Origin of the sequence: Actinomycetospora atypica (genome assembly GCF_042653685.1) — a bacterium.
Taxonomy (GTDB): Bacteria; Actinomycetota; Actinomycetes; order Mycobacteriales; family Pseudonocardiaceae; genus Actinomycetospora; species Actinomycetospora atypica.
Map to the genome: position 1 here is coordinate 177,095 of NZ_JBHSIV010000008.1, position 25,858 is coordinate 202,952.

At 74.4% G+C, this 25,858-nt stretch carries 35 protein-coding genes; 19 read left to right on the top strand and 16 right to left on the bottom strand.

The window, feature by feature from the left end; genetic code table 11:
- Positions 1-2 precede the first annotated feature (2 nt).
- The 4 genes from ACFPBZ_RS10300 to ACFPBZ_RS10315 form a co-directional block, all read right to left on the bottom strand.
- On the bottom strand, positions 3-1,085 hold the full coding sequence (locus tag ACFPBZ_RS10300) for an SDR family oxidoreductase (RefSeq protein WP_378035947.1): 1,083 nt from the start codon (positions 1,083-1,085) through the stop codon (positions 3-5).
- An 83-nt stretch (positions 1,086-1,168) separates the two neighbouring features.
- Entirely contained in the window at positions 1,169-2,143 is a 975-nt protein-coding gene (locus ACFPBZ_RS10305) for a 3-hydroxyacyl-CoA dehydrogenase NAD-binding domain-containing protein (RefSeq protein WP_378035948.1), read from the bottom strand.
- Positions 2,140-3,021 carry a beta-keto acid cleavage family enzyme gene (locus ACFPBZ_RS10310; RefSeq protein WP_378035949.1) on the bottom strand — a complete coding sequence of 294 codons (882 nt, stop codon included), beginning with the start codon at positions 3,019-3,021 and terminating at the stop codon, positions 2,140-2,142. Before ACFPBZ_RS10310 ends, ACFPBZ_RS10305 begins: the two co-directional genes overlap by 4 nt.
- Positions 3,018-3,851: a TetR/AcrR family transcriptional regulator gene (locus ACFPBZ_RS10315; protein WP_378035950.1), complete on the bottom strand. Its 834-nt coding sequence runs from the start codon at positions 3,849-3,851 to the stop codon at positions 3,018-3,020. The genes ACFPBZ_RS10310 and ACFPBZ_RS10315 overlap by 4 nt, the downstream gene beginning before the upstream one ends.
- A 95-nt stretch (positions 3,852-3,946) precedes the next feature.
- Between ACFPBZ_RS10315 and ACFPBZ_RS10320 the strand changes: the two genes are divergently transcribed.
- From ACFPBZ_RS10320 to ACFPBZ_RS10345, 6 genes are all read left to right on the top strand, one after another.
- Positions 3,947-4,186 (top strand): hypothetical protein, encoded by a 240-nt coding sequence (locus tag ACFPBZ_RS10320; protein WP_378035951.1) that lies wholly within the window; start codon positions 3,947-3,949, stop codon positions 4,184-4,186.
- Positions 4,183-4,452: an SH3-like domain-containing protein gene (locus tag ACFPBZ_RS10325; protein ID WP_378035952.1), complete on the top strand. Its 270-nt coding sequence runs from the start codon at positions 4,183-4,185 to the stop codon at positions 4,450-4,452. Before ACFPBZ_RS10320 ends, ACFPBZ_RS10325 begins: the two co-directional genes overlap by 4 nt.
- Positions 4,449-5,063 carry a nitrile hydratase subunit alpha gene (locus ACFPBZ_RS10330; protein ID WP_378035953.1) on the top strand — a complete coding sequence of 205 codons (615 nt, stop codon included), beginning with the start codon at positions 4,449-4,451 and terminating at the stop codon, positions 5,061-5,063. The genes ACFPBZ_RS10325 and ACFPBZ_RS10330 overlap by 4 nt, the downstream gene beginning before the upstream one ends.
- A gap of 9 nt (positions 5,064-5,072) precedes the next feature.
- A complete protein-coding gene (locus tag ACFPBZ_RS10335) occupies positions 5,073-5,504 on the top strand; it encodes a DUF6640 family protein (protein WP_378035954.1) in 432 nt (143 codons plus the stop codon).
- A 76-nt stretch (positions 5,505-5,580) separates the two neighbouring features.
- On the top strand, positions 5,581-6,768 hold the full coding sequence (locus tag ACFPBZ_RS10340) for a cytochrome P450 (protein WP_378035955.1): 1,188 nt from the start codon (positions 5,581-5,583) through the stop codon (positions 6,766-6,768).
- Positions 6,769-6,856: 88 nt separating this feature from the next.
- Positions 6,857-7,183 carry a YrhK family protein gene (locus ACFPBZ_RS10345; protein WP_378035956.1) on the top strand — a complete coding sequence of 109 codons (327 nt, stop codon included), beginning with the start codon at positions 6,857-6,859 and terminating at the stop codon, positions 7,181-7,183.
- A 62-nt stretch (positions 7,184-7,245) separates the two neighbouring features.
- On the opposite strand, the gene ACFPBZ_RS10350 is transcribed toward ACFPBZ_RS10345, so the two are convergent.
- A complete protein-coding gene (locus ACFPBZ_RS10350) occupies positions 7,246-8,028 on the bottom strand; it encodes an SDR family NAD(P)-dependent oxidoreductase (protein WP_378035957.1) in 783 nt (260 codons plus the stop codon).
- A gap of 84 nt (positions 8,029-8,112) precedes the next feature.
- Between ACFPBZ_RS10350 and ACFPBZ_RS10355 the strand changes: the two genes are divergently transcribed.
- The 3 genes from ACFPBZ_RS10355 (at position 8,113) to ACFPBZ_RS10365 (ending at position 9,685) form a co-directional block, all read left to right on the top strand.
- Positions 8,113-8,238: a hypothetical protein gene (locus ACFPBZ_RS10355; RefSeq protein WP_378035958.1), complete on the top strand. Its 126-nt coding sequence runs from the start codon at positions 8,113-8,115 to the stop codon at positions 8,236-8,238.
- Between the two features lie 82 nt (positions 8,239-8,320).
- Positions 8,321-9,097 carry an endonuclease/exonuclease/phosphatase family protein gene (locus tag ACFPBZ_RS10360; RefSeq protein WP_378035959.1) on the top strand — a complete coding sequence of 259 codons (777 nt, stop codon included), beginning with the start codon at positions 8,321-8,323 and terminating at the stop codon, positions 9,095-9,097.
- Between the two features lie 33 nt (positions 9,098-9,130).
- Positions 9,131-9,685 carry a hypothetical protein gene (locus tag ACFPBZ_RS10365; RefSeq protein ID WP_378035960.1) on the top strand — a complete coding sequence of 185 codons (555 nt, stop codon included), beginning with the start codon at positions 9,131-9,133 and terminating at the stop codon, positions 9,683-9,685.
- Here the strand turns inward: ACFPBZ_RS10365 and ACFPBZ_RS10370 are convergent.
- The gene (locus ACFPBZ_RS10370; protein ID WP_378035961.1) at positions 9,629-10,072 is read right to left on the bottom strand and encodes a universal stress protein; all 444 of its coding nucleotides are present in this window, start codon (positions 10,070-10,072) and stop codon (positions 9,629-9,631) included. The genes ACFPBZ_RS10365 and ACFPBZ_RS10370 overlap by 57 nt on opposite strands.
- A 27-nt stretch (positions 10,073-10,099) precedes the next feature.
- On the bottom strand, positions 10,100-11,044 hold the full coding sequence (locus ACFPBZ_RS10375) for a cytochrome c oxidase assembly protein (RefSeq protein WP_378035995.1): 945 nt from the start codon (positions 11,042-11,044) through the stop codon (positions 10,100-10,102).
- 53 nt (positions 11,045-11,097) lie between these two features.
- Here ACFPBZ_RS10375 and ACFPBZ_RS10380 point away from each other — a divergent pair, with 53 nt between their 5' ends.
- Entirely contained in the window at positions 11,098-12,003 is a 906-nt protein-coding gene (locus tag ACFPBZ_RS10380) for an NADP-dependent oxidoreductase (RefSeq protein ID WP_378035962.1), read from the top strand.
- Between the two features lie 48 nt (positions 12,004-12,051).
- Here the strand turns inward: ACFPBZ_RS10380 and ACFPBZ_RS10385 are convergent, their stop codons facing one another.
- From ACFPBZ_RS10385 to ACFPBZ_RS10400, 4 genes are all read right to left on the bottom strand, one after another.
- Positions 12,052-13,245 carry a L,D-transpeptidase gene (locus tag ACFPBZ_RS10385; protein WP_378035963.1) on the bottom strand — a complete coding sequence of 398 codons (1,194 nt, stop codon included), beginning with the start codon at positions 13,243-13,245 and terminating at the stop codon, positions 12,052-12,054.
- Positions 13,246-13,397: 152 nt separating this feature from the next.
- Entirely contained in the window at positions 13,398-14,261 is an 864-nt protein-coding gene (locus ACFPBZ_RS10390; protein WP_378035964.1) for a serine protein kinase RIO, read from the bottom strand.
- 191 nt (positions 14,262-14,452) lie between these two features.
- Positions 14,453-14,968 carry an SRPBCC family protein gene (locus ACFPBZ_RS10395; protein WP_378035965.1) on the bottom strand — a complete coding sequence of 172 codons (516 nt, stop codon included), beginning with the start codon at positions 14,966-14,968 and terminating at the stop codon, positions 14,453-14,455.
- Entirely contained in the window at positions 14,965-15,267 is a 303-nt protein-coding gene (locus ACFPBZ_RS10400; protein WP_378035966.1) for an ArsR/SmtB family transcription factor, read from the bottom strand. Before ACFPBZ_RS10400 ends, ACFPBZ_RS10395 begins: the two co-directional genes overlap by 4 nt.
- 91 nt (positions 15,268-15,358) lie before the next feature.
- Here ACFPBZ_RS10400 and ACFPBZ_RS10405 point away from each other — a divergent pair, with 91 nt between their 5' ends.
- Positions 15,359-16,120, top strand: coding sequence for an SDR family oxidoreductase (locus ACFPBZ_RS10405; RefSeq protein WP_378035967.1), 762 nt, complete (start codon positions 15,359-15,361; stop codon positions 16,118-16,120).
- Here ACFPBZ_RS10405 and ACFPBZ_RS10410 read toward each other — a convergent pair whose 3' ends face one another.
- Positions 16,121-16,537, bottom strand: a complete 417-nt coding sequence (locus ACFPBZ_RS10410; protein WP_378035968.1) for a tautomerase family protein — start codon at positions 16,535-16,537, stop codon at positions 16,121-16,123.
- A gap of 197 nt (positions 16,538-16,734) precedes the next feature.
- Between ACFPBZ_RS10410 and ACFPBZ_RS10415 the strand changes: the two genes are divergently transcribed.
- The 3 genes from ACFPBZ_RS10415 to ACFPBZ_RS10425 all read left to right on the top strand — a co-directional run bounded on the left by ACFPBZ_RS10415 (position 16,735) and on the right by ACFPBZ_RS10425 (position 18,770).
- Positions 16,735-17,424, top strand: a complete 690-nt coding sequence (locus ACFPBZ_RS10415) for a DUF4383 domain-containing protein (RefSeq protein ID WP_378035969.1) — start codon at positions 16,735-16,737, stop codon at positions 17,422-17,424.
- A gap of 94 nt (positions 17,425-17,518) precedes the next feature.
- Positions 17,519-18,328 (top strand): enoyl-CoA hydratase, encoded by an 810-nt coding sequence (locus ACFPBZ_RS10420; protein ID WP_378035970.1) that lies wholly within the window; start codon positions 17,519-17,521, stop codon positions 18,326-18,328.
- A 40-nt stretch (positions 18,329-18,368) separates the two neighbouring features.
- Entirely contained in the window at positions 18,369-18,770 is a 402-nt protein-coding gene (locus ACFPBZ_RS10425; RefSeq protein WP_378035971.1) for a VOC family protein, read from the top strand.
- An 80-nt stretch (positions 18,771-18,850) separates the two neighbouring features.
- On the opposite strand, the gene ACFPBZ_RS10430 is transcribed toward ACFPBZ_RS10425, so the two are convergent.
- Entirely contained in the window at positions 18,851-19,543 is a 693-nt protein-coding gene (locus tag ACFPBZ_RS10430) for a hypothetical protein (RefSeq protein ID WP_378035972.1), read from the bottom strand.
- A 167-nt stretch (positions 19,544-19,710) separates the two neighbouring features.
- Here ACFPBZ_RS10430 and ACFPBZ_RS10435 point away from each other — a divergent pair, with 167 nt between their 5' ends.
- The 3 genes from ACFPBZ_RS10435 to ACFPBZ_RS10445 all read left to right on the top strand — a co-directional run bounded on the left by ACFPBZ_RS10435 (position 19,711) and on the right by ACFPBZ_RS10445 (position 22,268).
- A complete protein-coding gene (locus ACFPBZ_RS10435) occupies positions 19,711-20,865 on the top strand; it encodes a sensor histidine kinase (protein ID WP_378035973.1) in 1,155 nt (384 codons plus the stop codon).
- Entirely contained in the window at positions 20,862-21,512 is a 651-nt protein-coding gene (locus ACFPBZ_RS10440; protein ID WP_378035974.1) for a response regulator, read from the top strand. The genes ACFPBZ_RS10435 and ACFPBZ_RS10440 overlap by 4 nt, the downstream gene beginning before the upstream one ends.
- 72 nt (positions 21,513-21,584) lie before the next feature.
- A complete protein-coding gene (locus ACFPBZ_RS10445) occupies positions 21,585-22,268 on the top strand; it encodes a winged helix-turn-helix transcriptional regulator (protein ID WP_378035975.1) in 684 nt (227 codons plus the stop codon).
- On the opposite strand, the gene ACFPBZ_RS10450 is transcribed toward ACFPBZ_RS10445, so the two are convergent.
- Both ACFPBZ_RS10450 and ACFPBZ_RS10455 read right to left on the bottom strand, forming a co-directional pair.
- A complete protein-coding gene (locus ACFPBZ_RS10450) occupies positions 22,168-22,800 on the bottom strand; it encodes a hypothetical protein (protein WP_378035976.1) in 633 nt (210 codons plus the stop codon). The genes ACFPBZ_RS10445 and ACFPBZ_RS10450 overlap by 101 nt on opposite strands.
- Positions 22,797-23,324, bottom strand: a complete 528-nt coding sequence (locus ACFPBZ_RS10455; RefSeq protein ID WP_378035977.1) for a peptidase associated/transthyretin-like domain-containing protein — start codon at positions 23,322-23,324, stop codon at positions 22,797-22,799. Before ACFPBZ_RS10455 ends, ACFPBZ_RS10450 begins: the two co-directional genes overlap by 4 nt.
- Positions 23,325-23,357: 33 nt before the next feature.
- Between ACFPBZ_RS10455 and ACFPBZ_RS10460 the strand changes: the two genes are divergently transcribed.
- Positions 23,358-24,173: an enoyl-CoA hydratase/isomerase family protein gene (locus ACFPBZ_RS10460; RefSeq protein WP_378035978.1), complete on the top strand. Its 816-nt coding sequence runs from the start codon at positions 23,358-23,360 to the stop codon at positions 24,171-24,173.
- A 35-nt stretch (positions 24,174-24,208) separates the two neighbouring features.
- Here ACFPBZ_RS10460 and ACFPBZ_RS10465 read toward each other — a convergent pair whose 3' ends face one another.
- On the bottom strand, positions 24,209-25,072 hold the full coding sequence (locus tag ACFPBZ_RS10465; RefSeq protein WP_378035979.1) for a helix-turn-helix transcriptional regulator: 864 nt from the start codon (positions 25,070-25,072) through the stop codon (positions 24,209-24,211).
- A gap of 100 nt (positions 25,073-25,172) precedes the next feature.
- Here ACFPBZ_RS10465 and ACFPBZ_RS10470 point away from each other — a divergent pair, with 100 nt between their 5' ends.
- The gene (locus ACFPBZ_RS10470) at positions 25,173-25,856 is read left to right on the top strand and encodes an SDR family NAD(P)-dependent oxidoreductase (protein ID WP_378035980.1); all 684 of its coding nucleotides are present in this window, start codon (positions 25,173-25,175) and stop codon (positions 25,854-25,856) included.
- Positions 25,857-25,858 lie beyond the last annotated feature (2 nt).

Below are 25,858 nucleotides of genomic sequence, written 5' to 3' on the forward strand. Positions count from 1 at the left end.
GGTCACGTCCCGACGTGCGGGACGATCCGGTCGGCGGCCAGGCGGTCGAACACGGTCGCGAAGGCGTCGAGCGTGCGGACGTAGCCGGTGAACCCCGCGAGGCGGGACCGGCTCATGTCGGTGAGGCACTCGATGTCGCGGCCGAGGTCGCCGTCGGTGTGCCAGAAGGACGCGACGCGGGACAGGTCGGTCTCGCGCAGGTTCTCCCGCTCGGCGATCCGGGTCCAGAGCTCCGCCATGCCCCCGGCCTGGTCCTCGAGCGGGCGCACCGTCCCGTCGAAGCCCTCGGCCTCGACGCCCAGCAGCTCGGCGAGCCGCGGCCACATCCAGCGCCAGCGGAAGACGTCGCCGTTCACGATGTTCAGCGCCTGGTCGTGCGCCGACGGCGAGTCGGTCGCCCAGATCATGTGCTCGGCGACCTGCCCGGCGTCGGACATGTCGGTGACCCCGTTCCACTGCTGCTCGGAGCCCGGGAAGGTGAACGGCCGGCCGGTCTCGCGGCACAGCGCGGCGTAGGCGGCGAGCGTCGAGGCGATGTTCATCGCGTTGCCCACGGCGTAGCCGACCACCGTGTGGGCGCGGTGCACGCTCCAGGAGAAGCGGTGCTCCGCGGCGGCGGCGAAGAGCTCGTCCTCCTGCGCGTAGTAGAAGTTCGGGTAGTCGAGGCGGTCCTCGGTCTCGACGAACGGGGTCTCGGGCATGTCGCCCTGGCCGTAGGCCTCGAACGGGCCGAGGTAGTGCTTGAGCCCCGTCATCAGCGCGACGTGCTGGACCGTGCCCTCGGCGCCGGCGGCCGCGAGGACGTCGCGGACCATCCCGCCGTTGACCCGGATGTTCTCCTGCTCGGTCTCCTGACGCGACCACGCGGTGACGAACACCGAGGTCGGGCGGGTCCCCGCGATGACCTCGCGCAGCTGCGCCGCGTCGGTCAGGTCGGCGTGCAGCGCCTCGACCTCGGGTACCGACGACGTGCTCGACCGCGACAGCCCGAGGACGTGCCCGCCGCGGACGGTGAGCCGTTCGGCGAGGGCCTGGCCGGCGATACCGGTGACCCCGACGATCAGGGGACGGGACAGGGCCTGCACGCGCGGAACTCCTCGGGGGTCGGGAACGATCCCGGGGGGATGGCCCGATCGTGGAAGGTTCAACCTCAGCGGGTCGGCGTGGCTCATCGAGTGGGCGCTGGCGGCTCGTCGGACGACCATGAGCGCCCACTCGGCCCCGGCCTCCCGGCATTCGCGGAGCGCGTGCCCTCCACCGCGCGGCGGATCGCGATGACCGCCCGGTCCCGCTCGGCGACGAGCTCGCCGAAGGAGCGGTCGGTCGCGGTGCCCTCCACCATCGCGTTCCGCAGCTCCGGGGTCAGCTCCGGCGCCTCGAGCCGGGTCCACGGGGCGAGCAGGGACGGGCCGAAGTGGTCGAGCATGTGCGCCATCCCGCCCTCGCCGCCCGCGAGGTGGAAGGTCCGGCACGGCCCGTGCACCGGCCAGCGCAGGCCCGGGCCCTCGGTGATCGAGGCGTCGATCTGCTCCACCGTCGCCTCCCCGTTGGCGACCATGTGCAGCGCCTCGCGCCAGAGCGCCTCCTGCAGCCGGTTCGCGACGAAGCCCGGCACCTCCCGGTCCATCTCGATCACCGACTTGCCTAGCCTGCGGTAGAACGCGGCGGCGGCCTCGACCACGTCGGGCGAGGTCGCGGACCCGCCCACCACCTCGACCAGCGGGATCAGGTAGGGCGGGTTGAAGGGGTGCCCGACGACGAGGCGGGTCGGGTCCTCGGCCAGCGTCGCCATGTCGGACATGGGGAAGCCCGAGGTGGAGCTCGCGACGATCGTGCCGGGACCGGTGAGCGCGGCGAGGTCGGCGAGCAGGCGGCGCTTGAGGTCGAGGTCCTCCGGGGCACTCTCCTGGACGAACTCGGCGTCGGCCACCGCCTCGGCGAGGGAGCCCGCGACGGTCAGCCCGCCCCATGCCTCGTCCGGGAACCCGAGGGAGTTCAGGGCTGGCCGGGCGGCCTCGACGATGGTGCGGAGCCGGTCCCCGGCGTCGGGCGCGGGGTCCCAGGCCGTGACGTCGTGGCCGCGGGCGAGGAAGTAGGCCGCCCAGCCGCCGCCGATGACGCCGGCACCGATGCAGGCGATCACCGCTTCAGCCCGAAGATCGAGCGGGCCTCGTCGGGCGTGGCGACCTGCGCGCCGAGCGACTCGACGATCGTCACCGCCCGGTCGACCAGCTGGGCGTTCGTCGCCTTGACCCCGCGGGCGAGGTAGAGGTTGTCCTCGAGCCCCACGCGGGCGTGGCCGCCGAGGAGCACCGACTGCGCCACCCACGGCAGCTGGTCGCGCCCGAGGGCGAACGAGGTGAACTGGGCGCCGTCGGGCAGGAGGTTCACCATCGCCTGCAGGAGCCCGGGGTCGGCCGGCGCGCCGTAGGGGACGCCCATGCAGAGCTGCATCAGCGCGGGCGGGTCGACGAGGCTCTCGTCGTGCAGGACCTTCGCGAACCACAGCTGCCCGGTGTCGAAGATCTCCAGCTCGGGCTTCACCCCCAGCTCCTGGAACCGCTTCGCGCCGGTGCGCAGCATGTCGGGGGTGGAGACGTAGAGGGCGTTGCCGTCGCCGAAGTTGTAGGAGCCGCAGTCGAGCGTCGCGATGTCGGGGCGCAGGTCCTCGACGTGGGGGAGCCGGTCCATGGCGTTGACGAGGTCGGTGCCGTCGACCGGCTTGAGCGGGTCCTCGTCGTCGACGACGAGGTCGCCGCCCATGCCCGCGGTGAGGTTGAGGACGACGTCGACGCCGCTGGAGCGGATGAGCCGGGTCGCCTCGCGGTAGAGCGCGACGTCGCGGGACCCGCGGCCGGTCTCGGGATCGCGGACGTGCACGTGGACGACGGCGGCGCCCGCCTGCGCGGCGGCGACCGCGTCGTCCGCGATCTGTTGCGGGGTCACCGGGACGTGCGGGCTCTTGCCGGTCGAGTCGGCGGCGCCGGTGAGGGCGCAGGTGATGACGACGTGACGGTTCACGGGTGCTCCAGGATCGAGTGCTCGACGAAGTCGTGGAGGGCCTCGCGCATGGCCCCGGGAGTGGAGGTGCGGGTCATGACGCCGATGCCGAGCCCGTCGACCAGCGCGGTGAGCTGGCGGGCGCGCAGCTCCAGGTCGCCGGACCGGAACACCCCGGCGGCGGCCCCGTCGCGCAGGGTCATCAGCACGGTGCGCGCCCAGCGGTCCTGGGCCTCGCGGTAGAGCCCGCGTCGGCCGTGGTCGGAGGTGGTGTCGAGGGTGGCCTCGACCCAGACCTGCATCCAGATCGACCACTCGGGCTCGAGGACCGGCCCCTCGGGCAGCTGCAGCTCGAGCAGGCGCAGGAGCCGGGCGTGCGGGTCGGCGATGCCGGCCAGGGCGGCGGACTGCCGGTCGTAGGCGAGCTCGACGTCGTGGCGCAGCGCCTCGCCGAGCAGGGCCTCCTTGCCGGGGAAGTGGTAGTGCACAGCGGCGCTGCTGGTGCCGGCGTTCGCCGCGACGTCGGCGACCCGCACGTGGTGGTAGCCCCGCTCGGCGATGAGCGTCCAGGCGGCGTCGAGGATCCGCTTGCGGGCGCCGTCGGGGTCGTCGGCCGCCCCGGTGCGCACGGCCGGGCCGGGCTCGGCGGTGACGGGCGGGAGCAGCTCGCCGACTCCGACCCCGACGTGGGTGGCGATGGCCGCGAGCTCGTCGGGGGTGAAGCGCCGGCGTCCGGCCAGCGACTTCGACAGCTTCGTCTCCTCGAGGCCGATCGCCGCCGCGATCTCCCGACGGGTCGCGCCCGTGCGTTCGATCGCCCGGCGCACGCGGTCGGGGAGGCCCTCGGTCACGGGGAGAACGCTAGGCGACTCCTTGCCCGGATCGCAAGTCTGACTGACGGATCAGTCGATGGTGCGGGCCGGACCGCGACTGCGAGACTCGGCACGTGGCGTACGCGAACGACGTGGGTGGCATGCACGGGTTCGGCGAACTCGCGCCCGAGGGGCCGACCTTCGAGTCGGTCTGGGAGGCCGAGATCTACGTCCTCAACCAGGCGTGCGTCGCGGCCGGGGTCTACACGCTCGACGAGTTCCGGCACACGATGGAGCAGTTCCCGCCCTCGGAGTACTACGGGATGCCCTACTTCGAGCGCTGGCTGAACGCCGTCGAACGGCTGCTGCCGTGAACCCCGGCGACCGGGTGCGGGTCCGGACGATGAACCCGCCGACGCACAACCGGGCCCCGCGCTACGTGCGGGGCCGCCGCGGCGTCGTCGTGCGCCGGGTGGGGGACGGGCGCTTTCCCGACGAGGCCGCGTACGCCGGCCACGGCGCTCGTCGGGAGGAGATCGTCACCGTGGCGTTCGAGGGCACCGAGCTGTGGGGCGCGGACGCGCACCCCGGCGACCGTGTGCACGTGGACCTGTTCGTGAGCTACCTGGAGCCGACATGAGTGGCAGCGGCCATCACCGCAACGGCGAGCTGCAGGCGCGGGTGAACGTGCTGCTCGCACTGGCCGAGGAGCGGGGGATCGTCACGCGGGCGCAGGTCGACGAGCGGCTCGAGGCGCTGGGCACCACGGTGTCGCCGCTGAACGGCGCGCGGATGGTGGTGCGGGCCTGGAACGACGAGGCCTACCGCGCCCGCCTGCTCGACGACGCCGGGGCCGCGGCGACCGAGATCGGGGTGGCCGGCGGCGGCTACTCGTCCGACATTCGACTGCACGCCGTGGCGAACACCCCCGAGGTGCACCACGTCGTCGTCTGCACCCTGTGCTCCTGCTACCCGCTGGCGTGGCTCGGCCCGCCGCCGGGGTGGTACAAGAGCGAGGCCTACCGGTCGCGGGTGGTGCGCGACCCGCGCGGGGTGCTCGCCGAGTTCGGCACCGTGCTGGGAGACGACGTCGAGGTGCGCGTGTGGGACGCGAGCGCCGAGGCCCGCTACCTCGTCGTGCCGATGGCGCCGCCCGGGGTGGAGGCGCTGAGCGAGGACGAGCAGCTCGCCCTCGTCACCCGCGACTGCCTCATCGGCGTCGCGGTGCCGTCGCTGTCCGTCGGGGTGTAGGACGGGCCCGTGACGAAGACGCGGATCGCGGCACGGACGCTGGTGGGACTGGTCGGGGCGATGACGGCCGGCGGGGCGCTGGCGGCCGACGCACTCGTCCCGGCGACCGCCCGCCAGCACCTGCGCAACCCGCGCTGGCCCGGCCACGCGAAGTTCCACGACGCGCAGTACATCGTCATGAGCATGCTGCTCGGCGGCATGACGCTGCGCCTCGTCACCACCGGCCGCGGCGATCCCGACCGCAACCTGCTCGCGGCTGCAGCGATCTCCGCCACGCCGTGGCTCGGCATGTACGGCGCCGCGGCGTTCCCGGGGACGGAGCTGGTCGACGAGGAGTTCGACACCCCGAAGGTCCTCGGGCTCGACCCCAACCTCGCCGTCGCGACGGGCTGCCTGGCCGCGTTGGGGGCCGCCGTCGGACTGGCGCGCGCCGGACGCTGACACCCGTCGAAACGGGAGCGGGCTGCCGTTTGTGGTGTTACGGTCGGTGATGCCGTCGTCGTGAGGAGTCACCACCGTGTCCGTCGAGGTCCAGGACCTGCCGCTGCACGTCCAGCGCGACCAGTTCGACCCGCCCGCGGGCATCAACGCCCTGCGCGACAAGCCGGGGCTCGAGCGGGTCACCGACTCCCTCGGGCGGGCCGCCTGGCTCGTCACCCGCTACGAGGAGGCGCGCGAGGTCCTCGGCGACGCCACCCGGTTCTCGAACTCCCGCGTGCCGAGCGTCGAGATGCCCGGGGTCGATCCCGACGAGGCCCGCGCCGGCCAGCTGCTCGCGCTCGACCCGCCCGAGCACACCCGCCTGCGGCGCCTGCTCACCGGCGAGTTCACCGTGAAGCGGATCCGCCGCCTGCAGCCGCGGATCGCCGAGATCGTCACCGAGGCCCTCGACGCGATGGAGGCGGCCGGCCCGCCGTCCGACCTCGTGCACGACTTCGCGCTGCCCGTCCCGAGCCTGGTGATCTGCGAGCTGCTCGGGGTGCCCTACGCCGACCGCGACGAGTTCCAGACCCGAGCCGGCAAGCAGATCGACCTCACGCTGCCGATCGAGGAGCGCGGTCGGGTGTTCACCGAGGCCCGTGCCTACATGGGCGAGCTCGTCGACCGGGCGCGGGCGGAGCCGGGCGACGACCTGCTCGGCATGCTCGTCCGCGAGCACGGCGACGACGTGACGCGTTCGGAGCTCGTCGGGATCGCCTCCCTGCTCCTCATCGCGGGCCACGAGACCACCGCGAACATGCTCGCCCTGAGCACGTTGGTCCTGCTGCGCCACCCCGAGCAGGCCGCCCTGGTGCGCGACGACCCCGACGCGGTCGCCCCCGCGGTCGAGGAGCTCATGAGGTTCCTGTCGATCGTGCACGCCGCGGTCCCGCGGGTCGCGATCGTCGACACCGAGGTGGGCGGCCAGGCGATCGCCGACGGCGACCTCGTGCTGGTCCAGCTCGCGGCGGCCGACCGCGACCGGGCGCTGGCCGACGACCCCGACCGGCTCGACGTCGGGCGCGCCGCGGCCCCGCACGTCGCCTTCGGGCACGGCGTGCACCACTGCCTCGGCGCCCCGCTCGCCCGGATGGAGATGGCGACCGCGTTCCCGGCTCTGCTGCAGCGGTTCCCGACGCTCGCGACCACCACCGAGATCGCCCGCGCCGACTTCCGCGAGGGCACGTTCATCTACGGGATGCGGAGCCTGCCCCTGACCTGGTGACCGAATTGTGAAGTGCCCGTGTGGCGCTCGGACGGTCCGGGTACCTCGGCGAGCCCTGCCGCCCCCTGACCCACCACGGAGCGCCCTCATGAGCCAGGACCAGTCCGACACGCAGACGGACGACAACCCCGACGGCGATGGCGGCGACGCGATCACGCTGACCCTCGGCAACGAGGAGATCGTGCTGCGTCAGCGGTTCGAGCTGATCAGCATCATCAACGAGATCGGCATCGCGCTCTTCTTCACCGTCGGCAGCATCGCGTTCTACTGGCACGAGCTGTTCAACCTCGGCGTGACGCTGTTCGTCATCGGCAGTGTGCAGCTCGGCATCCGGCCGGCGATCCGGTTCGCCCGCCGGGTGCAGCTGCACAAGCTGACCAAGGGGATGCCGTCCGAGGTGGCGCGGGACTTCTGAGGTGGACGGAGCCCACGTGAGCAGTAATCCGTGTCCCGACACGGATTACTGCTCACAGGTGTTCACCTCGGGCGCGCGATCACCCGGTGGGCGACGGTCTTGACCTGGTCGGGCAGCACCCCCGCGAGGACGGCCTGGGCCTGGACCAGCGGGGACCCGCCGACGACGGCGGTCCGCCCGGCCATGAGCGCGTCGTAGCCCTGGCGAGCGACGAGGGCCGGGTCGTCCTTCGGCATCCGGCCCATGATGCTGCGCGAGACGCTGCCGGCGCGGCGGAAGAAGTCGGTGGCCGTGGGCCCGGGCATCAGCGAGGTCACCGACACCCCGGTGCCGCGCAGCTCGTCGGCGACGGCCTCGGTGAACGACTGCAGGAACGACTTCGAGGCGTTGTAGATCGCCTGGTAGGAGCCCGGCATCATCGCGACGACCGACGAGGTGATCAGCACCCGGCCCTCGCCGCGCGACACCATCTCGGAGAGCACGCGGTGGGCGAGGTGCACCGTGGAGCGCACGTTGAGGTCGATCACGCGGAGCTCGTCGGCGAGGTCGGACCCGACGAACGCGCCGCCGCTGCCGATCCCCGCGTTCAGGGCCGCGGCCGCCAGGGGCCGGCCCGCGGTGGTGACGGCGACGTCGACGACCTCCACCCCGTCGGGGACGGAGAGGTCGGCCTGCACCGCGGTCACGTCGGTGCCGTGCCGGCGCAGCCGCTCGGCCGCGTCGCCGATCGAGGCGTCCTCGGCGGTGACGATCAGGTCGTGTCCGTGCTCGGCGAAGATCCGGGCGAGCTCGGCGCCGATGCCGTTCGAGGCGCCCGTGACCAGGGCGAGAGGTCGGTCGGTCATGGCGGCGGCTCCCCGCCCCCCGGTGGGCGCGAAACGCCCGGGGCCCGGTGGTTGAGATGGGGGCCACAGCGGCCATCCCCGGGCATGAGCAGCCCGAACCCGACCAACTCCGACGACGGCGCCGAGGAGCGCCCGCTCGACACGGTGCCCGCCGACCAGGACGACGACGACTCCCGCGAGGCCGCCGACCCGACGCCGCCGGGGGAGTGAGGTGCGCGAGCGCTCGTGAGCACGTCGGGGGCCATAGCCCCGCGACGTGCTCACGCGGCGCCGGGCACATACCGTGCGGGCCGTGCGACTGGCGACGTTCAACCTCCTGCACGGACGTTCGCCGGCCGACGGGGTCGTCGACCCCGACCGGCTGGCCGCGGCCGTCGCGACGCTCGACGCCGACGTCCTCGCCCTGCAGGAGGTCGACCTCGGCCAGGACCGGTCCGGGCACGTCGACCAGACCGCGCTGGTCGCCCGCAGCCTCGACGCGGCGCACGCCCGCTTCGCCCCGGCCCTCGTCGGGACCCCCGGGCAGGAGTGGCGGCCGGCGGACGACGGTGACGAGACCACCCGGCCGTCCTACGGCGTGGGGCTGGTCAGCCGGCTCCCGGTGGCGCGGTGGCGCCGGATCCCGCTCGGGACCTCCCCGGCCCGGCTGCCATTGCTGATCGACGCCCGGCGTCCAGCCTTCGTGCGCGACGAGCCGCGGGTGGCGCTGGCCGCCGAGCTGGCGGACACCTCGGCGGTGGGCACCGTGGTGGCGGTGCACCTGTCGTTCGCGCCCGGCGTGAACGTGGTGCAGCTGCTGCGCCTCGCCCGCGCGCTGCGCGACGCGCCCTCGCCGGTGGTGATCCTCGGCGACCTCAACCTCCCCGGACCGGTGCCCCCGGCGGTGCTCCCCGGCTGGCGGTCGCTGGTGCGGGAGACCACCTTCCCGGCCGACGACCCCCGCATCCAGCTCGACCACGTGCTCGTCCGCGACGACCGCGGGCACCTCCTGCCCGGCGTCGTGCACACCGCCGCCGTGGCCACCCCGGTCTCCGACCACCGGGCCCTGGTCGTGGACCTGCGGGACTGACCGGCCCCGGCTCCGAACGGGTAGTCGGGGCGGGTGACCGCGCTGCTCAGCGACGACCAGATCGCCCGGCTGACGTGGGCGGAGCGGCGTGCGCTCGCCGACCGGCTGCTCGTCGACGACTCGCCGGCCGGCGAGGTCCGTCGGCGGCGGCGGAACCGCTTCGTCGCGATCGCGGCGGTGTGCTCGCTGCTGCTCGTCCCCTGGATCGTCGTGCTCGCGGTCACCCTGCCCGGGCGCTGCGTCGCGACGAACTGGACCCTGACCTGGGTCGGCTTCGACGTGGCGCTGTTCGTGGCGCTCGTCGCCACCGCGCTGCTCGCCTGGCGGCGGCGACGCCTCGTCGTCCCGGTGGCCGCGGCCTGCGCGACGCTGCTGTGCGCCGACGCCTGGTTCGACATCACCACGTCGCACCCCACGGGCTACGCGATCAGCATCGGCTCGGCCCTGCTCGTCGAGCTCCCGCTGGCGGTGGTGGTGGCCCGGGCGAGCCTGATCGTCCTGGGCCGGCTGCACCTCTCCGAGGAACGCCCCTCACGGGACGACCGTCACCGGCCACTTCCCGGCCTTGACCAGCCGACCGGCCAGTGACCCGACGAGCCGGTGCCCGGCCTTCGTCGACGCCCCGACGACGACCGCGTCGGCCCGCAGCTCGTCGGCGCAGCGGACGATCTCCAGGTACGGGTCGCCGTGCACGAGGACGAAGCGGGCCTGCAGCTCGAGGCGGTGCATCTCCTGCTTCGCCCACTGCTGGAGCTCCTGGCCCAGCTCCTGGGCCGACTGCGTGAGCACCGTGACGGCGTCCGCGGCCATCGCCGACAGTGCGGGCGTGGTGGTCACGGTGATGACGACGAGCTCGGAGCGCTGGCGCCGGGCGAGGCCTGCCGCGTAGGCGCCGGCCCGCAGCGAGGTCACCGACCCGTCGACCGCGGCGAGGATCAGGGACGGTCCGTCGTTGCCGTACTCGAAGCCCTCCACCCGGTCCATCCTGCTACGGCGCGGGGACTAGTGGTGGGACTGCTCGCCGCGCTCGAGCCGGCCCAGCATGCGGTTGTAGGCGGCGAGGGCGTCGTCGTCCTCGTCGAGGTCGCCGGTCCCGTCGCGGGCGTCGCCGGTCTGGTCGGTGTAGGCCGCGCTGCGGGCCGACTCGAGCCACGGGCCGAAGTCGATCTTCGCGGAGGTGTCCGACACCCACAGCCGCCCGAGCATCACCATGATCACCATCATGAGGGCGTCCCCGACCACCCACATCAGGGCGCCGCCGAGGTGGACGCCCTCGAGGTCGTAGGACGGGAACATCGTGGCCGGGGCCTGCATCAGCACCACGCCGACGAGCGTGTCGACGCCCATCGCGAACGCCATCAGCACGTAGCGCGAGAAGTACGCCGGCCGGCGCGGGATCGTGTCGACCCCGATCGCGACGTGGAAGAACAGCAGCCCGGCGACCAGGTAGAGCGCCTGCTCCGAGTAGTGCAGCGCCGTCGACGCCGCCATCGTCTCCATGAAGCCCGTGAGGTGGGTGAGCACCACGACGAGCGCGTAGAAGACCAGGACCGTGCCGGGGAAGAACACCGCGCGGGCGGTCCGGCTCTCGAGCGCGGCGTCGAACCCGGCGGCGGCCCGCCCCCGCAGCGAGGACCGCAGGAGCTGCAGCGGGTGCGCCGCCACCCAGAACGCCGGCACCACCATGATCAGCATCAGGTGCATGACCATGTGCACCGCGAAGGCGGCGTGGCCGAACACGGCGATCCCCGAGTTCCAGGTGACGACCGCGCAGGCCAGCGCCGCGAGCATCGAGGCGGTCCGCCGCACCGGCCACGCGCCGTGGCGCGAGGCGCCCACGAGGTACAGCACACCGAGCACGACGAGGGCCACGTTCACCCCCCACGCGGGCGACCACGTGGTGAACACGTCGGCCCAGGCCGGGCCCGGGGTCGGCCCCATCGGCATCAGCACAGGGTCCATGGTGCGCCCGTCCGACGGCAGCGGCAGGATGCGGCCCCGTGCAGGGCTACGGGTTCGTCGCGGTGGGTGGGCCGGAACAGCAGGCGTTCGTCGAGGTGGACGAGCCGCGGCCGGGGCCCGGTGAGCTGCTGGTCACGGTCCGCGCCGCCGGGGTGAACCCGGGGGACTGGAAGGTCCGCGAGGGCGGTTACGGCGCCGCCGCCGGGCCCGCCGTGCTCGGGCGCGAGGTGGCCGGGACGGTGCTCGAGGTCGGTGCGGGCGTGGACGCCTTCGCGGTGGGCGACGAGGTGTTCGGGGGGTGCCCCGACATGCTCGGCGGCTGGGCCCCGCGGGCCCGGGTGACCGCGGGCTTCGCCGCGCGCCGCCCCGACGGGGTCTCCGCCCCCGACGCCGCGGTGCTCCCGGTGGCCGCCGGCACCGCCTGGGACGCGCTGGTCCAGCTCGACCTGCCCGAGGGCGCGACCCTGCTCGTCAACGGCGGCGGGGGCGGGGTCGGCGTCCCGGTGATCCAGCTCGCCGTCGCCCGGGGCCTGCGGGTGATCGCCACCGCGAGCCCCGCCAAGCACGGCCTGCTCACCGACTTCGGGGCGATCCCGGTCGCCTACGGCGACGGCGTGGTGGAGCGGATCCGCGAGGTGGAGCCCGAGGGGGTCGACGGCATCTTCGACATGGTCGGCGGCGACCCGCTGCGCGCCGTCGCGAGCCTGCTCACGGCCCCGGAGCGGCTGATCTCGATCGCCGACTACGGCCTGTCGACCGAGCTCGGCGGACAGCAGATCGTCCGGGACCGCTCGACCGCGGTGCTCGAGCGGCTGGCGGCCCACGTCGCCGACGGCCGCCTCGACCCCTACGTCACCGACGTCCGCCCGCTGGCCGACGCCGCGGCCGCCCTCGCGCTCGTCGAGGACGGCCACGCCACCGGCAAGGTGGTGCTGACTCCCTGAGTCCCGGCACCGTGACCGCGCTCGCCCCGCGCCCCGCGGAGTCCGCCGCTAGACCGGGAGCGCCGACATCGACTGCCACTCCGACCAGGTCAGCGACCAGTCGTAGATGTCGGTGCGCGGCATCGGCACGGGGCTGCCCGTGACCTCGACCGGGTCGCCGAACATCGCCGTGTCGAAGTAGGCCTGGGCGTCCTTCGTCGACAGGTTCACGCAGCCGTGGGTGACGTTGTCGTTGCCCTGGGCGCTCGTGGACAGGGGGTTCGCGTGGATGAACTCGCCGTTGTTCGAGATCCGGACCGCCCACTTCTCCGGCACGTTGAAGTAGCCGTACTCCGGGTTCGTCATGAGCTTGTTCGCCTCCTTGCTCATGACGACGTGGACCCCGTTGGTGGTGTTGCGGTTGGGGTCGGACCCGAGGCCGTAGCTGGCCGGCACCGTCATGACCGTCTGCCCGTCGCGCTCCACGACCATCTGGAACGAGTTGACGTCGGCCTTCACGATCTGCGAGCGCCCGATGGTGAAGTGCGACGTCACGTTCGCGCTGCCCCAGGAGCCGTCGGCGACCTGGACCCCGACCAGGTTCGCGGCCACGTCGACCGTGGTGCCCGGCTTCCAGTACTCCTTCGGGCGCCAGTGGGCGCGCGAGCCCTGCTCCGCGTCGGGCAGCCAGGCCCAGGAGCCCTCGGTGGGCACCGAGGTGCGCACCGACAGCGCCCGCTGCGCGGCGGCCTTGTCGGTCACCTCGCCGTTGAACTGCACGACGACCGGCGCGGCGATGCCGACCGTCGCGTCGTCGGCGATGTTGAGGTTGGCGGCCACCTTGCGCTGCGGGGTCACCGTGGTGAAGGACCCGGTCAGCGGCCGCGTCGTCCCGCCGTCGTCGGCCACCGCGCCCTTCCAGGTGTAGGTGCTGCCGTAGGCGAGGACGCCGGTGGAGGCCCAGCCGTCGGGCGTCACCTGCCCGGGCACGCCCTTGCCGTCGGGACCCACGAGGGCCACGTCGGTGAGCCGCCCCTGCGCCACCCGGACGACCGCCGGCGCGGCCGGGGCCACGCCCGCCGTCCCGTCGGCCGGCGTGAGCGTGACCTGCGCCGGGGGCGCCGCCGCCTCGGTCGCGGTCTCCGACCCGCCGCCCGGGGCGGGGGCACCGCTCGCCCTGCTCACCGTGCCCCACACCGTGATCGCGGCCAGCGCCACCGCGAACGCCACCATCAGCCCGAGCACCGCGCGCCCGAGTGCCATGCCACTACCCCCACCACGTCTCGCCCGCGCCGACCCCGCCGATCGGCGCACCTCGTCGGACGCCTCAGCGGCGTCCCGGTTCCCACCATGGTGCCCCGGGGGTCCGACAGTCACGGGCTCCCCTCCGGGTCGTCCGGGAGAAGCTGCCCGCCTCACCCCAGGCCCGCCTCCGCGACGAGCCGGCGGAACAGGGCCCCGGCGTCGACGTCGGCGCCGCGCGCGGTGAACCACTCGGCGACCCGCCGGACGTCCCGCACGAGGATCTCCTCGCCGTGCAGGTTGCCGACCAGGTCGACCACCTGGGGCAGGTCGATGAGCACCAGCCGGCCGTCGTCGACGAGGACGTTGTAGGGCGAGAGGTCGCCGTGGGTCCACCCGAGCCGGGCGAGCCCGACGAGGGCCTCCGTCAGCTGCGCCCACCAGTCCAATAGCCGCTCGGGTCCCGGCCGCTGGGCGGCGAGGCGCGGGGCGGCGACGCCGTCCGCGGTGCCGAGGAACTCGAGCAGCAGTTCGGTGCCGTCGAGCTGCACCGGGTACGGGACCGGCACCCCCGCCGCGTGCAGGGTGCCGAGGGCGTCGAACTCGGCGGCCGCCCACCGGCCCGCGAGCAGGTCGCGGCCGAACGCCGTCCGCCGCGCCATCGCCCGGGTCTCCCGGGACCGCCGGACCCGGCGCCCCTCGAGGTAGGCGGCGTCGCGGTGGAAGGCGCGGTGCTCGGGGGAGCGGTAGCGCTTGGCGGCGAGCAGGCAGGACGGTCCCCCGGGGACGGCCCGCTCGAGGAGGTGGACGTCGGCCTCCTTGCCGGTCTTGAGGACACCCAGCTCGGTGTCGACCGCGCCCTCGGCGGTCACCACCCAGGTGGGGACGGGGTCGGGTCCGTGGGCCGAGGCGGCCCAGGTCGACCAGCGGTCGCCCGTGGGCGGGCCGTCGTCGGGCTCGTCGGGCTCGTACGGAACGGGGGTCGGGAGGTCGTCGTCGTCGTCGAATCGCCGACGACGGGGAGTGCGGTCGCGCAACGCGGGGCTCCGGTCGTGGGGTGGTCCACCCCACGCGAGAGAGCCTCAGCGCAGGGTGCGGGCGCGGGCGGGCGCGACGGAGCGCGCCCCCGGGCGGGCGACGGTCGGCACAGGCACTCCTCGGTACGTCGGCGACTCCCACGCCGACGACGTCATCCACTCACACCGCCGCGGTGCGGCGCGAGCGGTTTTCACTCCGGCACCGGTGCGCCCGAGGGCACGCCCGCGGCCACGTAGTCGTCGAGGTGGCGCCGCCAGATCGGCGTCGGCCCGCCGGGTGCCTCGGGGCTCCCGCCCGCGAGGGCGGCGTCGAGCGCGTCGAGGCACACCTCCCAGCCCGCCGCGTTGCGGGCGGCGGTGTCGGCGCGCTCGAGCAGGGTGGTGAAGGTCAGCCGGCTGCCCGCGACGAGCGGGGTCACCTCGAAGCGGAGCTCGTCGCCGCCCCAGGTCAGGACCAGCCGCGACGGGGGCTCGCACGCGAGCACGGTCCCGGAGCCTCCGTCGCCGTCGACCTCGAACGTGAACCGCACCGTCGCGCCCGGCTCGGGGCGGCCCCCGTCGGGGAAGGCCACCCGCGCCGGGAACCACACCGCGAGCTCCGTGGGGTCGGTGACCGCCTCCCACACCCGCTCGACCGGGTCGGGGTACTCGCGGACGAACCGCAGGGCGGGACGGGAGTCGATCTCGAGGTAGGTGCCGGTGGTCATCGGTCCTCCAGGTGGTCGTCGAGGCGGTCGAGAGCGGCCGACCAGAGCGCCCGGTACGGGGCGAGCCAGGCCTCCAGCTCCGCGATCGGGCGGGGGTCGAGGGCGTACACCCGACGGCGGGCGTCGACGGTGGCGTGGACGAGCCCGGCCCGGCGCAGCGTCGCGAGGTGCTTCGACGCCGCGGGCTGGGTGAGGTCGAGCCGGTCGACCACCTCGCCGACCGCGTGCGGGCGCTCGCGCAGCAGGTCGAGGATCGCGCGCCGGGTCGGGTCGGCGAGCGCGGTCCAGGTGGTCGTCACCCCGGAGATATTCCTCGACAAGCATATGTCTGTCCAGGCATACGGCCGGCGAGGTGTGGTCGTCGATCTCCGTCGGGGCATGATTCCCGGAATGGACCTCGGGCTGACCGGGCGCACCGCCGTCGTGTGCGCTTCCACCTCCGGACTCGGCGAGGCGACCGCCCGGGCCCTGGCCGCCGAGGGGGCGCGGGTGGTGGTCAGCGGCCGCCGCACCGAGCGCGCGGAGGCGATCGCGGCGGAGCTCGACGACGCCGTGGCGGTGGGGGTCGACCTCACCGATCCCGACGGGCCCGACCGGCTCGTCGCGGCAGCGGGCGAGGTCGACGTACTGGTGCTCAACAGCGGCGGGCCGCCCCCGAGCGTGGCCGCCGACGTCGACGCCGACCAGATCCGCGACGCGCTGGTCCCGCTGCTGCTCGCCCAGCAGCGCCTCGTCTCGCTGGTGCTCCCGGGCATGCGGGCCCGCGGGTGGGGCCGGATCCTCGGGGTCGGCTCGACCGGGGTCGTCGCCCCCATCCCCGGTCTCGCGCTGTCGAACATCGGGCGCGCGGCCCTCGGCGGCTACCTCAAGACGCTGGCGACCGAGGTGGCCGCCGACGGGGTCACGGTGAACCTCCTGCTGCCGGGGCGGATCGCGACCGCCCGCACCGAGTCGATCGACGCGGCCACCGCGGAGCGCGAGGGCATCGACGTGGCCGCGGCGCAGGCGCGCGCGACGTCGCAGATCCCCGCCCGGCGCTACGGGCGGGCCGAGGAGTTCGGCGCCGTCGCCACGTTCCTGTGCAGCGACGCCGCCTCGTTCGTCACGGGCACGGCCACCCGCTGCGACGGCGGCCAGGTGCCCTCGCTGTAGCTAGACGAGGGGAGACCGCGCGACGACCTCCGGACGGCGGCCCGCCGGGACCGGCACCCCGCCGACGGCCCAGTCGTCGCGCGGCACCTGCGCCACCCGTCCCTGCACCCGGGAGCGGGTGGCGCCCAGGACGTCGCAGACGACGTCGGTGATCTCCGCGAGCAGGCGGTGCCGCTGCTCGACCGGCCGCCCCTCGAGCACCGCCACGACGAACCACGGCGCCGGGTCGCCGTCGACCGAGGCCGGGACGCCGCCGGTGGCCCACAGCTCGCCCGGATGCATCGTCAGGAAGGCCCGGACGGTCGTCACCGGGAGCTCCAGGACAGCCGCGCAGCGGTCGGAGGCCCGGCGCAGCAGCCGCTCGAGCTTCTCCGGTACGTGGTCGCCCTCGACGAGGTGGATCTCGAGGACCGGCATGACGACCGCCTTCCCGCTCGGGGCTCCCGGGGGCGAACGTACCCCGGCCGGCGGCTGCCTCCGAGCGGGTGACGGCGCTCCGGTCCGCACGAACCGGGGGGTTGACGCGCCGGGGAGCGGGGATGCCTCTGCACCGCCCCGTCCCGGCCGAGCGCACCGGCCGGAGGGGCCCGGACGCCCCCGCGCCAGGAGGACCCATGAGCCAGCCGACCGAGAAGCGGACGGACCACCGCGTGATCGTCGTCCACCGCGTGGGCGCCGTCGTGGTCGCCGTGGTGATCGCCCTGTTCGGGGTGCTCGGGTTCATCGGCGGGCTCTCGTTCTTCGACACCCAGGGCACGCCGGTCCTCGGCCTGTCGACCAACGGGGCGCTGTCGACGATCTCGATCGTCACCGCGCTCATCCTGGTGGCCGCCGCGATCCGGGGCGGACGGATCGCCTCGACCGTGATGATCGTCGTCGGGGCCCTGTTCATCATCTCCGCGTTCGTCAACCTCGCGCTGATGGCCACGCCGCTGAACCTGCTGGCCTTCCGGCTGCCCAACGTCTTCTTCTCGATCGGCGCCGGCCTCGTCCTGCTCATCCTCGGCAGCTACGGCCGGGTGAGCTCGAAGCTGCCGGACGACAACCCCTACCGCCAGGAGCGCGCGGGCGACGAGGACCCCGACGACGACCAGGACCTGCGCTCGCTGCACCCGCGCAACCGCGCCGAGCGGGCCGCCGACGAGGAGATGGCCGAAGCGGCGCGTGCCCTGGTGAACGGGGCCGCCTCGGAGGACCAGCGGCGGCGGATGGCCGACGTCGACCAGCTGCGCAACCACGAGGACCGGCGGGCCCGCTGGATGGAGCTCGCGAGGCGCGAGGACGACGGCAGCGCCGCCCGCTGAACCCCCTGCGGACGGAGGGGCGGCCCCCCTCGGACCCGCCCCGGCTCGCACGCGGGCCTGTCGTCCGGGACGCATGGCTGCTAGACCATGGGTCATGGCCGCCCCGGTGACCGACACCCAGGACACGCAGGTACCCGACACGGTGCGCACTGAGATCGACGGGACCGTCGCGCGCGTGGTGCTCACCGCCGCCCGCCGGCGCAACCCCCTCTCGATCACGACGATGCGCCGGGTCACCGCCGCGCTGCGCGAGGTCTCCACGGCCGAGGGCGTGCGCGTCATCGTCGTCGCCTCCGAGGGCCCGGCCTTCTCCGCCGGGCACGACCTCTCCGAGATGGTCGACCGCAGCCTCGATGAGGAGCGCGAGGTCTTCGCGGTGTGCACCGAGATGATGCGGGCGGTCCACGACGTCCCCCAGCCGGTGATCGCGGCCGTGCAGGGCATGGCGATCGCGGCCGGCTGCCAGCTCGTCGCCACCTGCGACCTGGCGATCGCCGCCGACCACGCCGTCTTCGGCACCCCCGGGGTCAAGATCGGCCTGTTCTGCTCGACGCCCATGGTCGCCGTGAGCCGGGCGATCGGGCGCAAGCGCGCCATGCAGCTGCTGCTCACCGGGGAGACGATCGACGCCGCGACCGCCGTCGAGTGGGGCCTGGTCAACGCCGCGGTCCCGGCCGACGAGCTCGACGCCGCGGTGACCGAGCTGGCCCGCAAGGTCGCCGACGCGAGCAGCGTGACGCTGCGGATCGGCAAGGAGGCGTTCTACCGGCAGATCGACCTCTCCGAGGACGACGCGTACGCCGAGATGAGCGAGGTCATGGCCACCAACGCCATGACCTGCGACGCGCAGGAGGGCATGTCGGCCTTCCTGGCCAAGCGTCCCCCGGTCTGGCAGCACCGCTAGCCCGGCCCGTCCGACATCCCAGGCAAAGGAGCCTGCCCCCATGACCTTCCCCGGTCTGCAGCACGTCGCCATCACCGTGTCCGACCTGCAGCGGTCCACCGAGTGGTACTCGCGGCTCTTCGGCACCGAGCCCGTGCTCGACGAGGACGAGGAGGGCGGCGAGTTCCACCACACCGTCTACGCCCTCGACGGTGGGATGCTCTTCGGGCTGCACACCCACAACGGCAACGAGTCGAAGGACGCGTTCGACGAGCGCCGCACCGGGCTCGACCACGTCGGGTTCGCGCTGCCCGACTCGGCGTCCCTGGAGCAGTGGGGCTCCCGCCTCGACGAGCTGGGCATCTCCCACGGCGGGATCAAGAAGGCGGGCTACGGCTCGGGCATCTCGTTCCGCGACCCCGACGGCATCGCGCTCGAGTTCTTCATCGCGCCCGGGACGTAGGCGACTCCGAACGGACGAAACGGCCCGGTCGTCACCGGAGAGGGTGACGAGCGGGCCGTTCGTGTGTGCGGGGGCGTGGGTCAGCGCTGCCGGAGCAGCTTCGCCCCGATGACGAACAGCGGGGCCATCGAGATGATCATGCCGATCCCGGCGCCGAGGTTGCCGAGCAGCATGCCCAGCCCGGCCATCGCGACCGTCCCGAGCACGGGCAGGGCCACCAGCCACCAACTCACGGCCCGGGACCAGGCGAGGGCGGCCGTGACGAGCAGGACGCCCGCGAAGCCGACGAGCTTGCCCGAGTACATCCAGGTGGTGACCCAGAGGTTCGCGTCGGCCGCCTCGAAGATGCCCGCGGCCTGGTCGAGGGGCAGGGCGCGGCCCAGGGCCATGCCGTACCAGTCACCGAGCAGCAGCCCGGAGATCTGGATGGCGCAGAAGGACATCGCCGCGGCGACGGCGCCGGTGAGGACGCGGCCGCGACCACGGACGAGACCCGGCGCGGCGAGCACCCCGAGCGCGAAGAGCACCCAGGAGTAGTGCAGCAGGCCCGCTGAGAGCCCGGTGAGCCACGGGGTCGCGGCGAGCGAGCCGAGGTAGCTCGAGGTCGTGACGCCGTCCTCGCCCGGCGGGATCGTGAGCATCCCGCCCGCCATCACCACCGGGGTGGCGAGCAGCGCGATACCCCCGGCGCTGGTCAGTCCAGAGGAGCGGCGGCCCGCGTGCGCGGCGCCGGTGACGTCGAGGGTGGTGGTGGGGGCGTCGATCGTGGTCATGGTGTCTCCTCGTGACTTCGCTGGGCTGTTCGAGCGATGAGAGAACCGTAGATCCCGGCGTAATGTCACGGATCGTGTTCGAGGTCGGTCTTCCTCCTCCGCCGGTCCACCTCGGGTCCTCCCGCGGGAGGACCCGCGCCGCGGCCCGGCGACCTACGCTGCGCCCGGTGCGCCCGCACCTCGTCCGGCTCGCCGCCGGCCTCGTCGCCGGCGCGGTGGTGTTCGGGGGCTGCCTGGCCGAGACCGTCGTCTACCGCGGCGTCGAACCGGGCCTGTTCGCGCTGCCGACCGCCGCCCTCGTCGTCGGGGTGGTGCTCGCCCCGCTGCTGCCGTGGCTGGGGATGCTGGGCGCGGCGGCGTCGTTCCCGCTGCAGGTGCTGGCCGCACCCGACTCTCCCGGTATCGGCGGCATCGCCCTGGTCACGATGATGGTGCTGGTCGCCCACGGCGCCCGGCGGCTGCCGACCCGCGTGAGCGCGCCGGGGGCCGTGCTCGCCGCCCTCGGGGGCGCGAGCGGGTCGATCGCCTCGGGGTCGCCGTGGTTCGAGCTCGTCTTCTTCGGCGCGACGATGGGCGGGGCGTGGCTGGTGGGATCGCTGCTGCGCCGCGAGTCCCGGCGCGGGTCGGAGCTCGCTCGCCTGGCCGACGAGCTCGCCGTGGAGCGCGAACGCTCGACCCGGCTCGCCGTGGTGGAGGAGCGCTCCAGGATCTCCCGCGAGCTGCACGACGCCGTGGCCCACTCCGTGGCGGTGATGACCCTGCAGGCCGGGGTGGTGCGGCGCCGCCTCGAGCGCCTCGACGCCGCCGACGCCGAGGTCGCCGCCCTGCGCTCCGTCGAGGACCTCGGGCGGCGCTCGGTGGACGAGCTGCGCCGCGTGGTCGGGGTGCTGCGCGAGGACGACGACGACGCGTCCTCGCCGGCCCCGTCGCTGACCGATCTCGACGACCTCGTCGCCCGCCTGGCCGGCGCCGGGCTCACCGTGAGCGTCCGCGTGGTGGGGGAGCCGGGCCGCCTCGCGCCCGCCACCGACGTCTCGGCCCACCGGATCGTCGCCGAGGCCCTGACCAACGTGCTCCGCCACGCGGGCACCGACCGCGCCGAGGTGACCGTGACCTGGGAGAACCGCACCGTCGCCGTCGAGGTCACCGACCGCGGGAGCGGGTCGGGCGCCGGGGACCCCACCGGCGGGCACGGCCTGGTGCACCTGCGCGAGCGGGCGCTGATGGCCGGCGGCACCCTCGCCGCCGGCCCGCGCCCCGACGGCGGGTTCGCGGTCCGCGTGGTCCTCCCGGTGCTCGCGGTGGAGGTGGCGACCCCGTGAGGACCGGGGTGGTCGTCGCCGACGACGAGGCGCTCGTCCGCATGGGCCTGCGGATGCTGCTCGACTCCGAGGACGACCTCGCCGTGGTGGCGGAGGCGGCCGACGGGCGGGCGGCGGTGGAGGCGGCCCGCCGGACCGGCGCGGCGGTCGTCGTGATGGACGTGCGGATGCCGGGGCTCGACGGCATCGCGGCCGCGCGGGCCCTGGCCGAGGCGGGGTCGCCCGCCCGGGTCCTCGTCCTGACGACGTTCGACGACCACGACACCGTCGACGCCGCCCTGCGGGCCGGGGTGGCCGGGTTCCTGCTGAAGACCGCGCCGCCGGAGCAGCTGCTCGACGCGGTCCGGCGGGTGGCGGCGGGGCAGGGGGCGCTCGATCCCGACGTGGTGCCCGGCGTGGTCGCCGCCTACGGGCGCACCGCCCCCGCCCGGGCCCGGCCGCCGGCCCTCGACACCCTGACCGCGCGGGAGTCCGAGGTGCTCGCGCTGGTGGCCCGGGGGCTGTCGAACGGCGAGGTCGCCGCCCGGCTGCACCTGGGCGAGACCACGGTGAAGACCCACCTCGGGCGGATCCTCGACAAGCTCGCGATGCCCGACCGGCCCCGCCTGATCGCCTGGGCGTGGGAGCACGGGGTCGTCACGACGTGACATATGTCCTGTTCCGGAGACGTCCGGTCCTACAAAGTGACTGGACGGTCGGTCGGGGGTACCGTCCGACATATGGCACCTCGGCGCGACTACTTCGACGGCTGCGCGGCCGCCCACGCCCTCGACCTCGTGGGGGAGCGGTGGGCCCTGCTGGTGGTCCGGGAGCTGATGCTCGGCCCCAAGCGCTTCACCGACCTGCGGACCGGCCTCCCGCACGCGAGCCCCAACGTGCTCTCCCAGCGGCTGCGTGAGCTCGAGGACGCCGGGGTGCTGCGCCGGCGCCGCCTGCCCCCGCCCGCGGCGTCGGCGGTCTACGAGCTCACCGAGTGGGGGCTCGAGCTCGAGCCCGTGCTGAAGACCCTCGGCCGGTGGGCGGCCCGCGCGCTGCCCGAGGCCGAGCACATCGGGGTCGACTCCCTGGTGCTCTCGATGCGCACGATGTTCTCCGCCGAGGCGGCCGAGGGACTCGACGAGGTGGTGCAGTTCGTCCTCGCCGACCAGCCCTTCGTGGCCCGGCTCGACGACGGGGCCTTCACCATCGTCCGCGGCGAGGCCGACCAGGCCGACGCGACCGTCGTCGCGACGGCCCCCGAGGCCTGGGCGGCCGTGCTCTACGCCGGGCACCCGCTCGACTCGGCGGTGAGCGACGGGATGCTCACCCTGTCCGGGGACCGGGCCGCGGTGGACCGCCTGCTCGACCTGTTCCCGATGCCGGAACCGCTGGTGTCGCGCGCGGAGCCGGCACCCGCCGGCTGAGCAGGCCCGCGGCCGAGCCGGCCACCGACAGCACCCCGGAGGCGACGAGCACCGCCGTCCCGACCCCCTCCAGGGCGCCGTCGGTGAGCACGGCGTGCCCGATGCCCAGCACGGCCGCGAGCAGGGCGAACCCGCCGTGGAGCAGCCGGAACGTCGGTCGCGACCAGCCCAGGCGCCGCCGCGAGGCCCCGAGCACGACGACGACCGCGAGCAGCACCAGCGACGTCAGCGCCATGCGGGCCCGGGTGGGGCCGTCGGGCGACATCGCGAACAGGGCGTCGTCGGGGGACAGCGCCAGGAGCGCCCCGACGTGGGCCAGCACCAGGGTCACGACGACGAGGCCGGTCGCCGCGTGCGCGGTGCCCCGCACCCGGGCGAGCCACGGCTGCGCGGCGAGCCCCGCGACCGCGAGGACGGCGACCACGGTCGAGATCCCGAGCAGCACCGGGGCACCGGCCAGGTGGGACGAGGTCAGCGCCACCGCGAGGCCCGCCAGGCCGAGCACGGCACTCGTCAGGAAGGCCGCCCTCACCACGGGGAGAGCACCAGGTCGACCTGCGCGCCCGTGTCGCCGTCGCGGGTGACGTTGCGCAGGAACACCCGCCGCCAGGGACCGGGGTCGTCGTAGCCCACGTGCACGTTGGGCTCCCCGAACTGCGCGACGAGGGGGTCGCTGTCGACCCGGTAGCGCCCCTCGGCGTCGGTGCGCACCGAGGTGCGGTTGCGCTGCTCGCTCGCCGTGGCGGTCTGGGCCCACACCTGCACCCGCACGCCCGGCAGCGGGCGACAGGCCTCGTCGCGCACGGTGCCCGTGACGGTGAAGCCGCTCCCGAGGGGATCGGCGAAGGGCGCCTTCGCGACGTAGTTGTTGGTCCCGCCCGGGTTGGTGACGGTGGGCGCGCAGCCGTCCCCGGTGGGCACGACGACCGCGGCGGAGCCGGCGCGGACCCCCACGTCGCGGGCGCCGGTGCCGTGCGTCGAGCTGGTCGCGAGCAGGACGCCGATCACCCACACCACGGCGACGAACACCGTGATCGCGGCGGGATGGGGCCTCACGCCACCACCCAACCACGTGTCACGATCACGGCCATGAGCACCGCCGCCGGGCCGCCCGTCCTCGTCGACGTCGACGGGGAGGCGGCCGTGACCACGATCCGGCTGAACCGCCCCGAGAACCGCAACGCGCTGACGGTCGAGCTCAAGGTGGCGCTGCGCGACGCCCTCGAGGCCGTCGCCGACGACCCGTCGGTGCGCGCGGTGGTCCTCGCCTCCAGCGGCAAGGCGTTCTGCGTCGGCCAGGACCTGCGCGAGCACGCCGAGGCGCTGCGCAGCGGGGAGGACGGCGCGATCGGGGCCGATGCCCTCTCGACCGTCCCGGAGCACTACAACCGGATCGCGGCCGCGCTCGGCACCATGCGCAAGCCCGTCGTCGCCGCGATCAACGGCACCGCCGTCGGCGCCGGCCTCGGGTTCGCGCTGGCCTGCGACCTGCGGGTGGCCGCGCCGGGAGTGAAGTTCGCGACGGCGTTCGCCGGCATCGGTTTCGGGGGCGACTCGGGCCTCTCGGGCACGCTCGCGCACTGCGTCGGCGCCTCGCGGGCCACCGAGCTGCTCATGCTCGGGGAGCCCTTCACCGCCGAAGAGGCTCGCGACTGGGGCATCGTCAAGGAGATCGCCGACGATCCCGACGAGGCCGCCCTGGCCCTGGCCCGCCGGCTTGCGAACGGGCCCACGCTCGCCTTCGCCGAGATCAAGGCGGCGGTGGCGATGGGAACGGTGTCCTCCCTGCGCGAGGTGCTCGACCACGAGGCGTCCGCCCAGGCCCGGCTCGGGGCCACCGAGGACCACCGGGGCGCCGTCGACGCGTTCCTCGCCAAGCAGCAGCCGGTGTTCCGCGGGAGGTGAACACCTGTGAGCACTAATTCGTGCTGGAGCACGGATTAGTGCACACGGGTGCTCACCTCCTGCAGGCCCACCACGCGCAGCAGGTCGAGCTTGTCGGCGTCCTCGGTGCCCGGCGCGGCGGAGTAGACGATGAGGCGCTGGTCGTCGTCGGGGACCTCGAGCACGTCGCAGTCGAGGACGATCGGGCCCACCCCGGGGACGTCGTAGCGCTTCCGGTCGACCCGCCTGTGCTCGACGGGCCGGGAGTCCCACAGCTCGGCGAACCACGGGTTGCTCCGGTGGAGTTCGTCGACGGTGGCGCGCAGCTGCCGGTCGTGGGGGTAGCGGGCCATGGCGGCCCGGGCCCGGGCGACGGCCGAGACCTCGAGGCGGCGGGTGCCGCCCTGCTCGTCGGTGACGGTGCGGATGCCCGGGTGCCCGGCGAACTGGAGCCACAGGGTGTTGCGCCGGGCGCGCGGGACGGTCGTCAGGTCCCCGTAGAGGGCGGTGAGCAGCGGGTTCCAGGCGAGCATGTCCTCCCGGGGCCCGACGAGCATCGCGGGGAGGTCCTGCATCCGGTCCAGCAGACGCAGCACCGAGGGGCGCACGGTGTCCCGCACCCGGTCGGGCCCCGGCATGCTGACGCCGGCCAGGGCGAACAGGTGCTCGGTCTCGGCCGGGGTGAGGCGCAGCGCGCGGGCCAGGGCGCCGAGCACCGACTCCGACGGGTGCGGCCCCCGGTCCTGCTCGAGGCGGATGACGTAGTCGACCGAGACCCCGGCGAGCTGGGCGACCTCCTCGCGGCGCAGCCCCGGCGTGCGGCGCCGCGGCCCGGCGGGCAGCCCGACGTCGGCGGGCGTCAGGCGCTCGCGCCACTGGCGCAGGGCCGACCCCAGCTCCGCCCGGTCGCCTCGACTCATGGTCCCAGGATGCCGCCTCGGACCGGACCCATCCTGGTACCGCCGGTCCCCGGGTGCGGCCTCCCTGGTGGTGCCCGTCGGCCCGCCGCACGGTGGGCCCATGACCACCGCCCTGATCACCGGAGCCTCCCGCGGCATCGGCGCCCACGCCGCCCGCCGCCTCGCCGCCGACGGCGTCACCGTGCTCGCCGGCTGCCGCACGCCGTCCGCCGCGACCGGCCTCGACCACCCCGGCATCCACCCGATCGCCCTCGACGTCACCGACGACGCCTCCGTGGCCGCCGCCGTGAAGCACGTGCAGGAGACGTTCGGCGCCCTCGACGTGGTCGTGAACAACGCGGCGATCGTCGGGACGACGACCCCGCCCGACGAGGCCGGCGCGGAGGACCTGCGGGAGGCCTACGAGACGAACGTGTTCGGACCGGTCCGCGTCACCCGGGCGTTCCTGCCGCTGCTGCGGCGCGGCGAGCACCCACGCCTCGTCCTCGTCTCGTCGAGCCTCGGGTCGTTCACCGACATGGCCGACTGGCGCTGGGCCAACCACCCGCACCTGCCCTACACCTCGTCGAAGGCGGCGCTGAACATGGTCGGGGTGATGTACGCGAAGACGATGCCCGATGTCCTCGTCACCGTGGTCAACCCGGGCTTCACCGCCACCGACCTGAACGACCACCAGGGCACGCAGACCCTCGACGAGGGCACCGACGCGCTCGTCGCCGCCGTCCTCGACACCACCGGCCCCTCGGGTCGCTTCGTCGAGCGCGAGGGGGAGCGGGCATGGTGAGC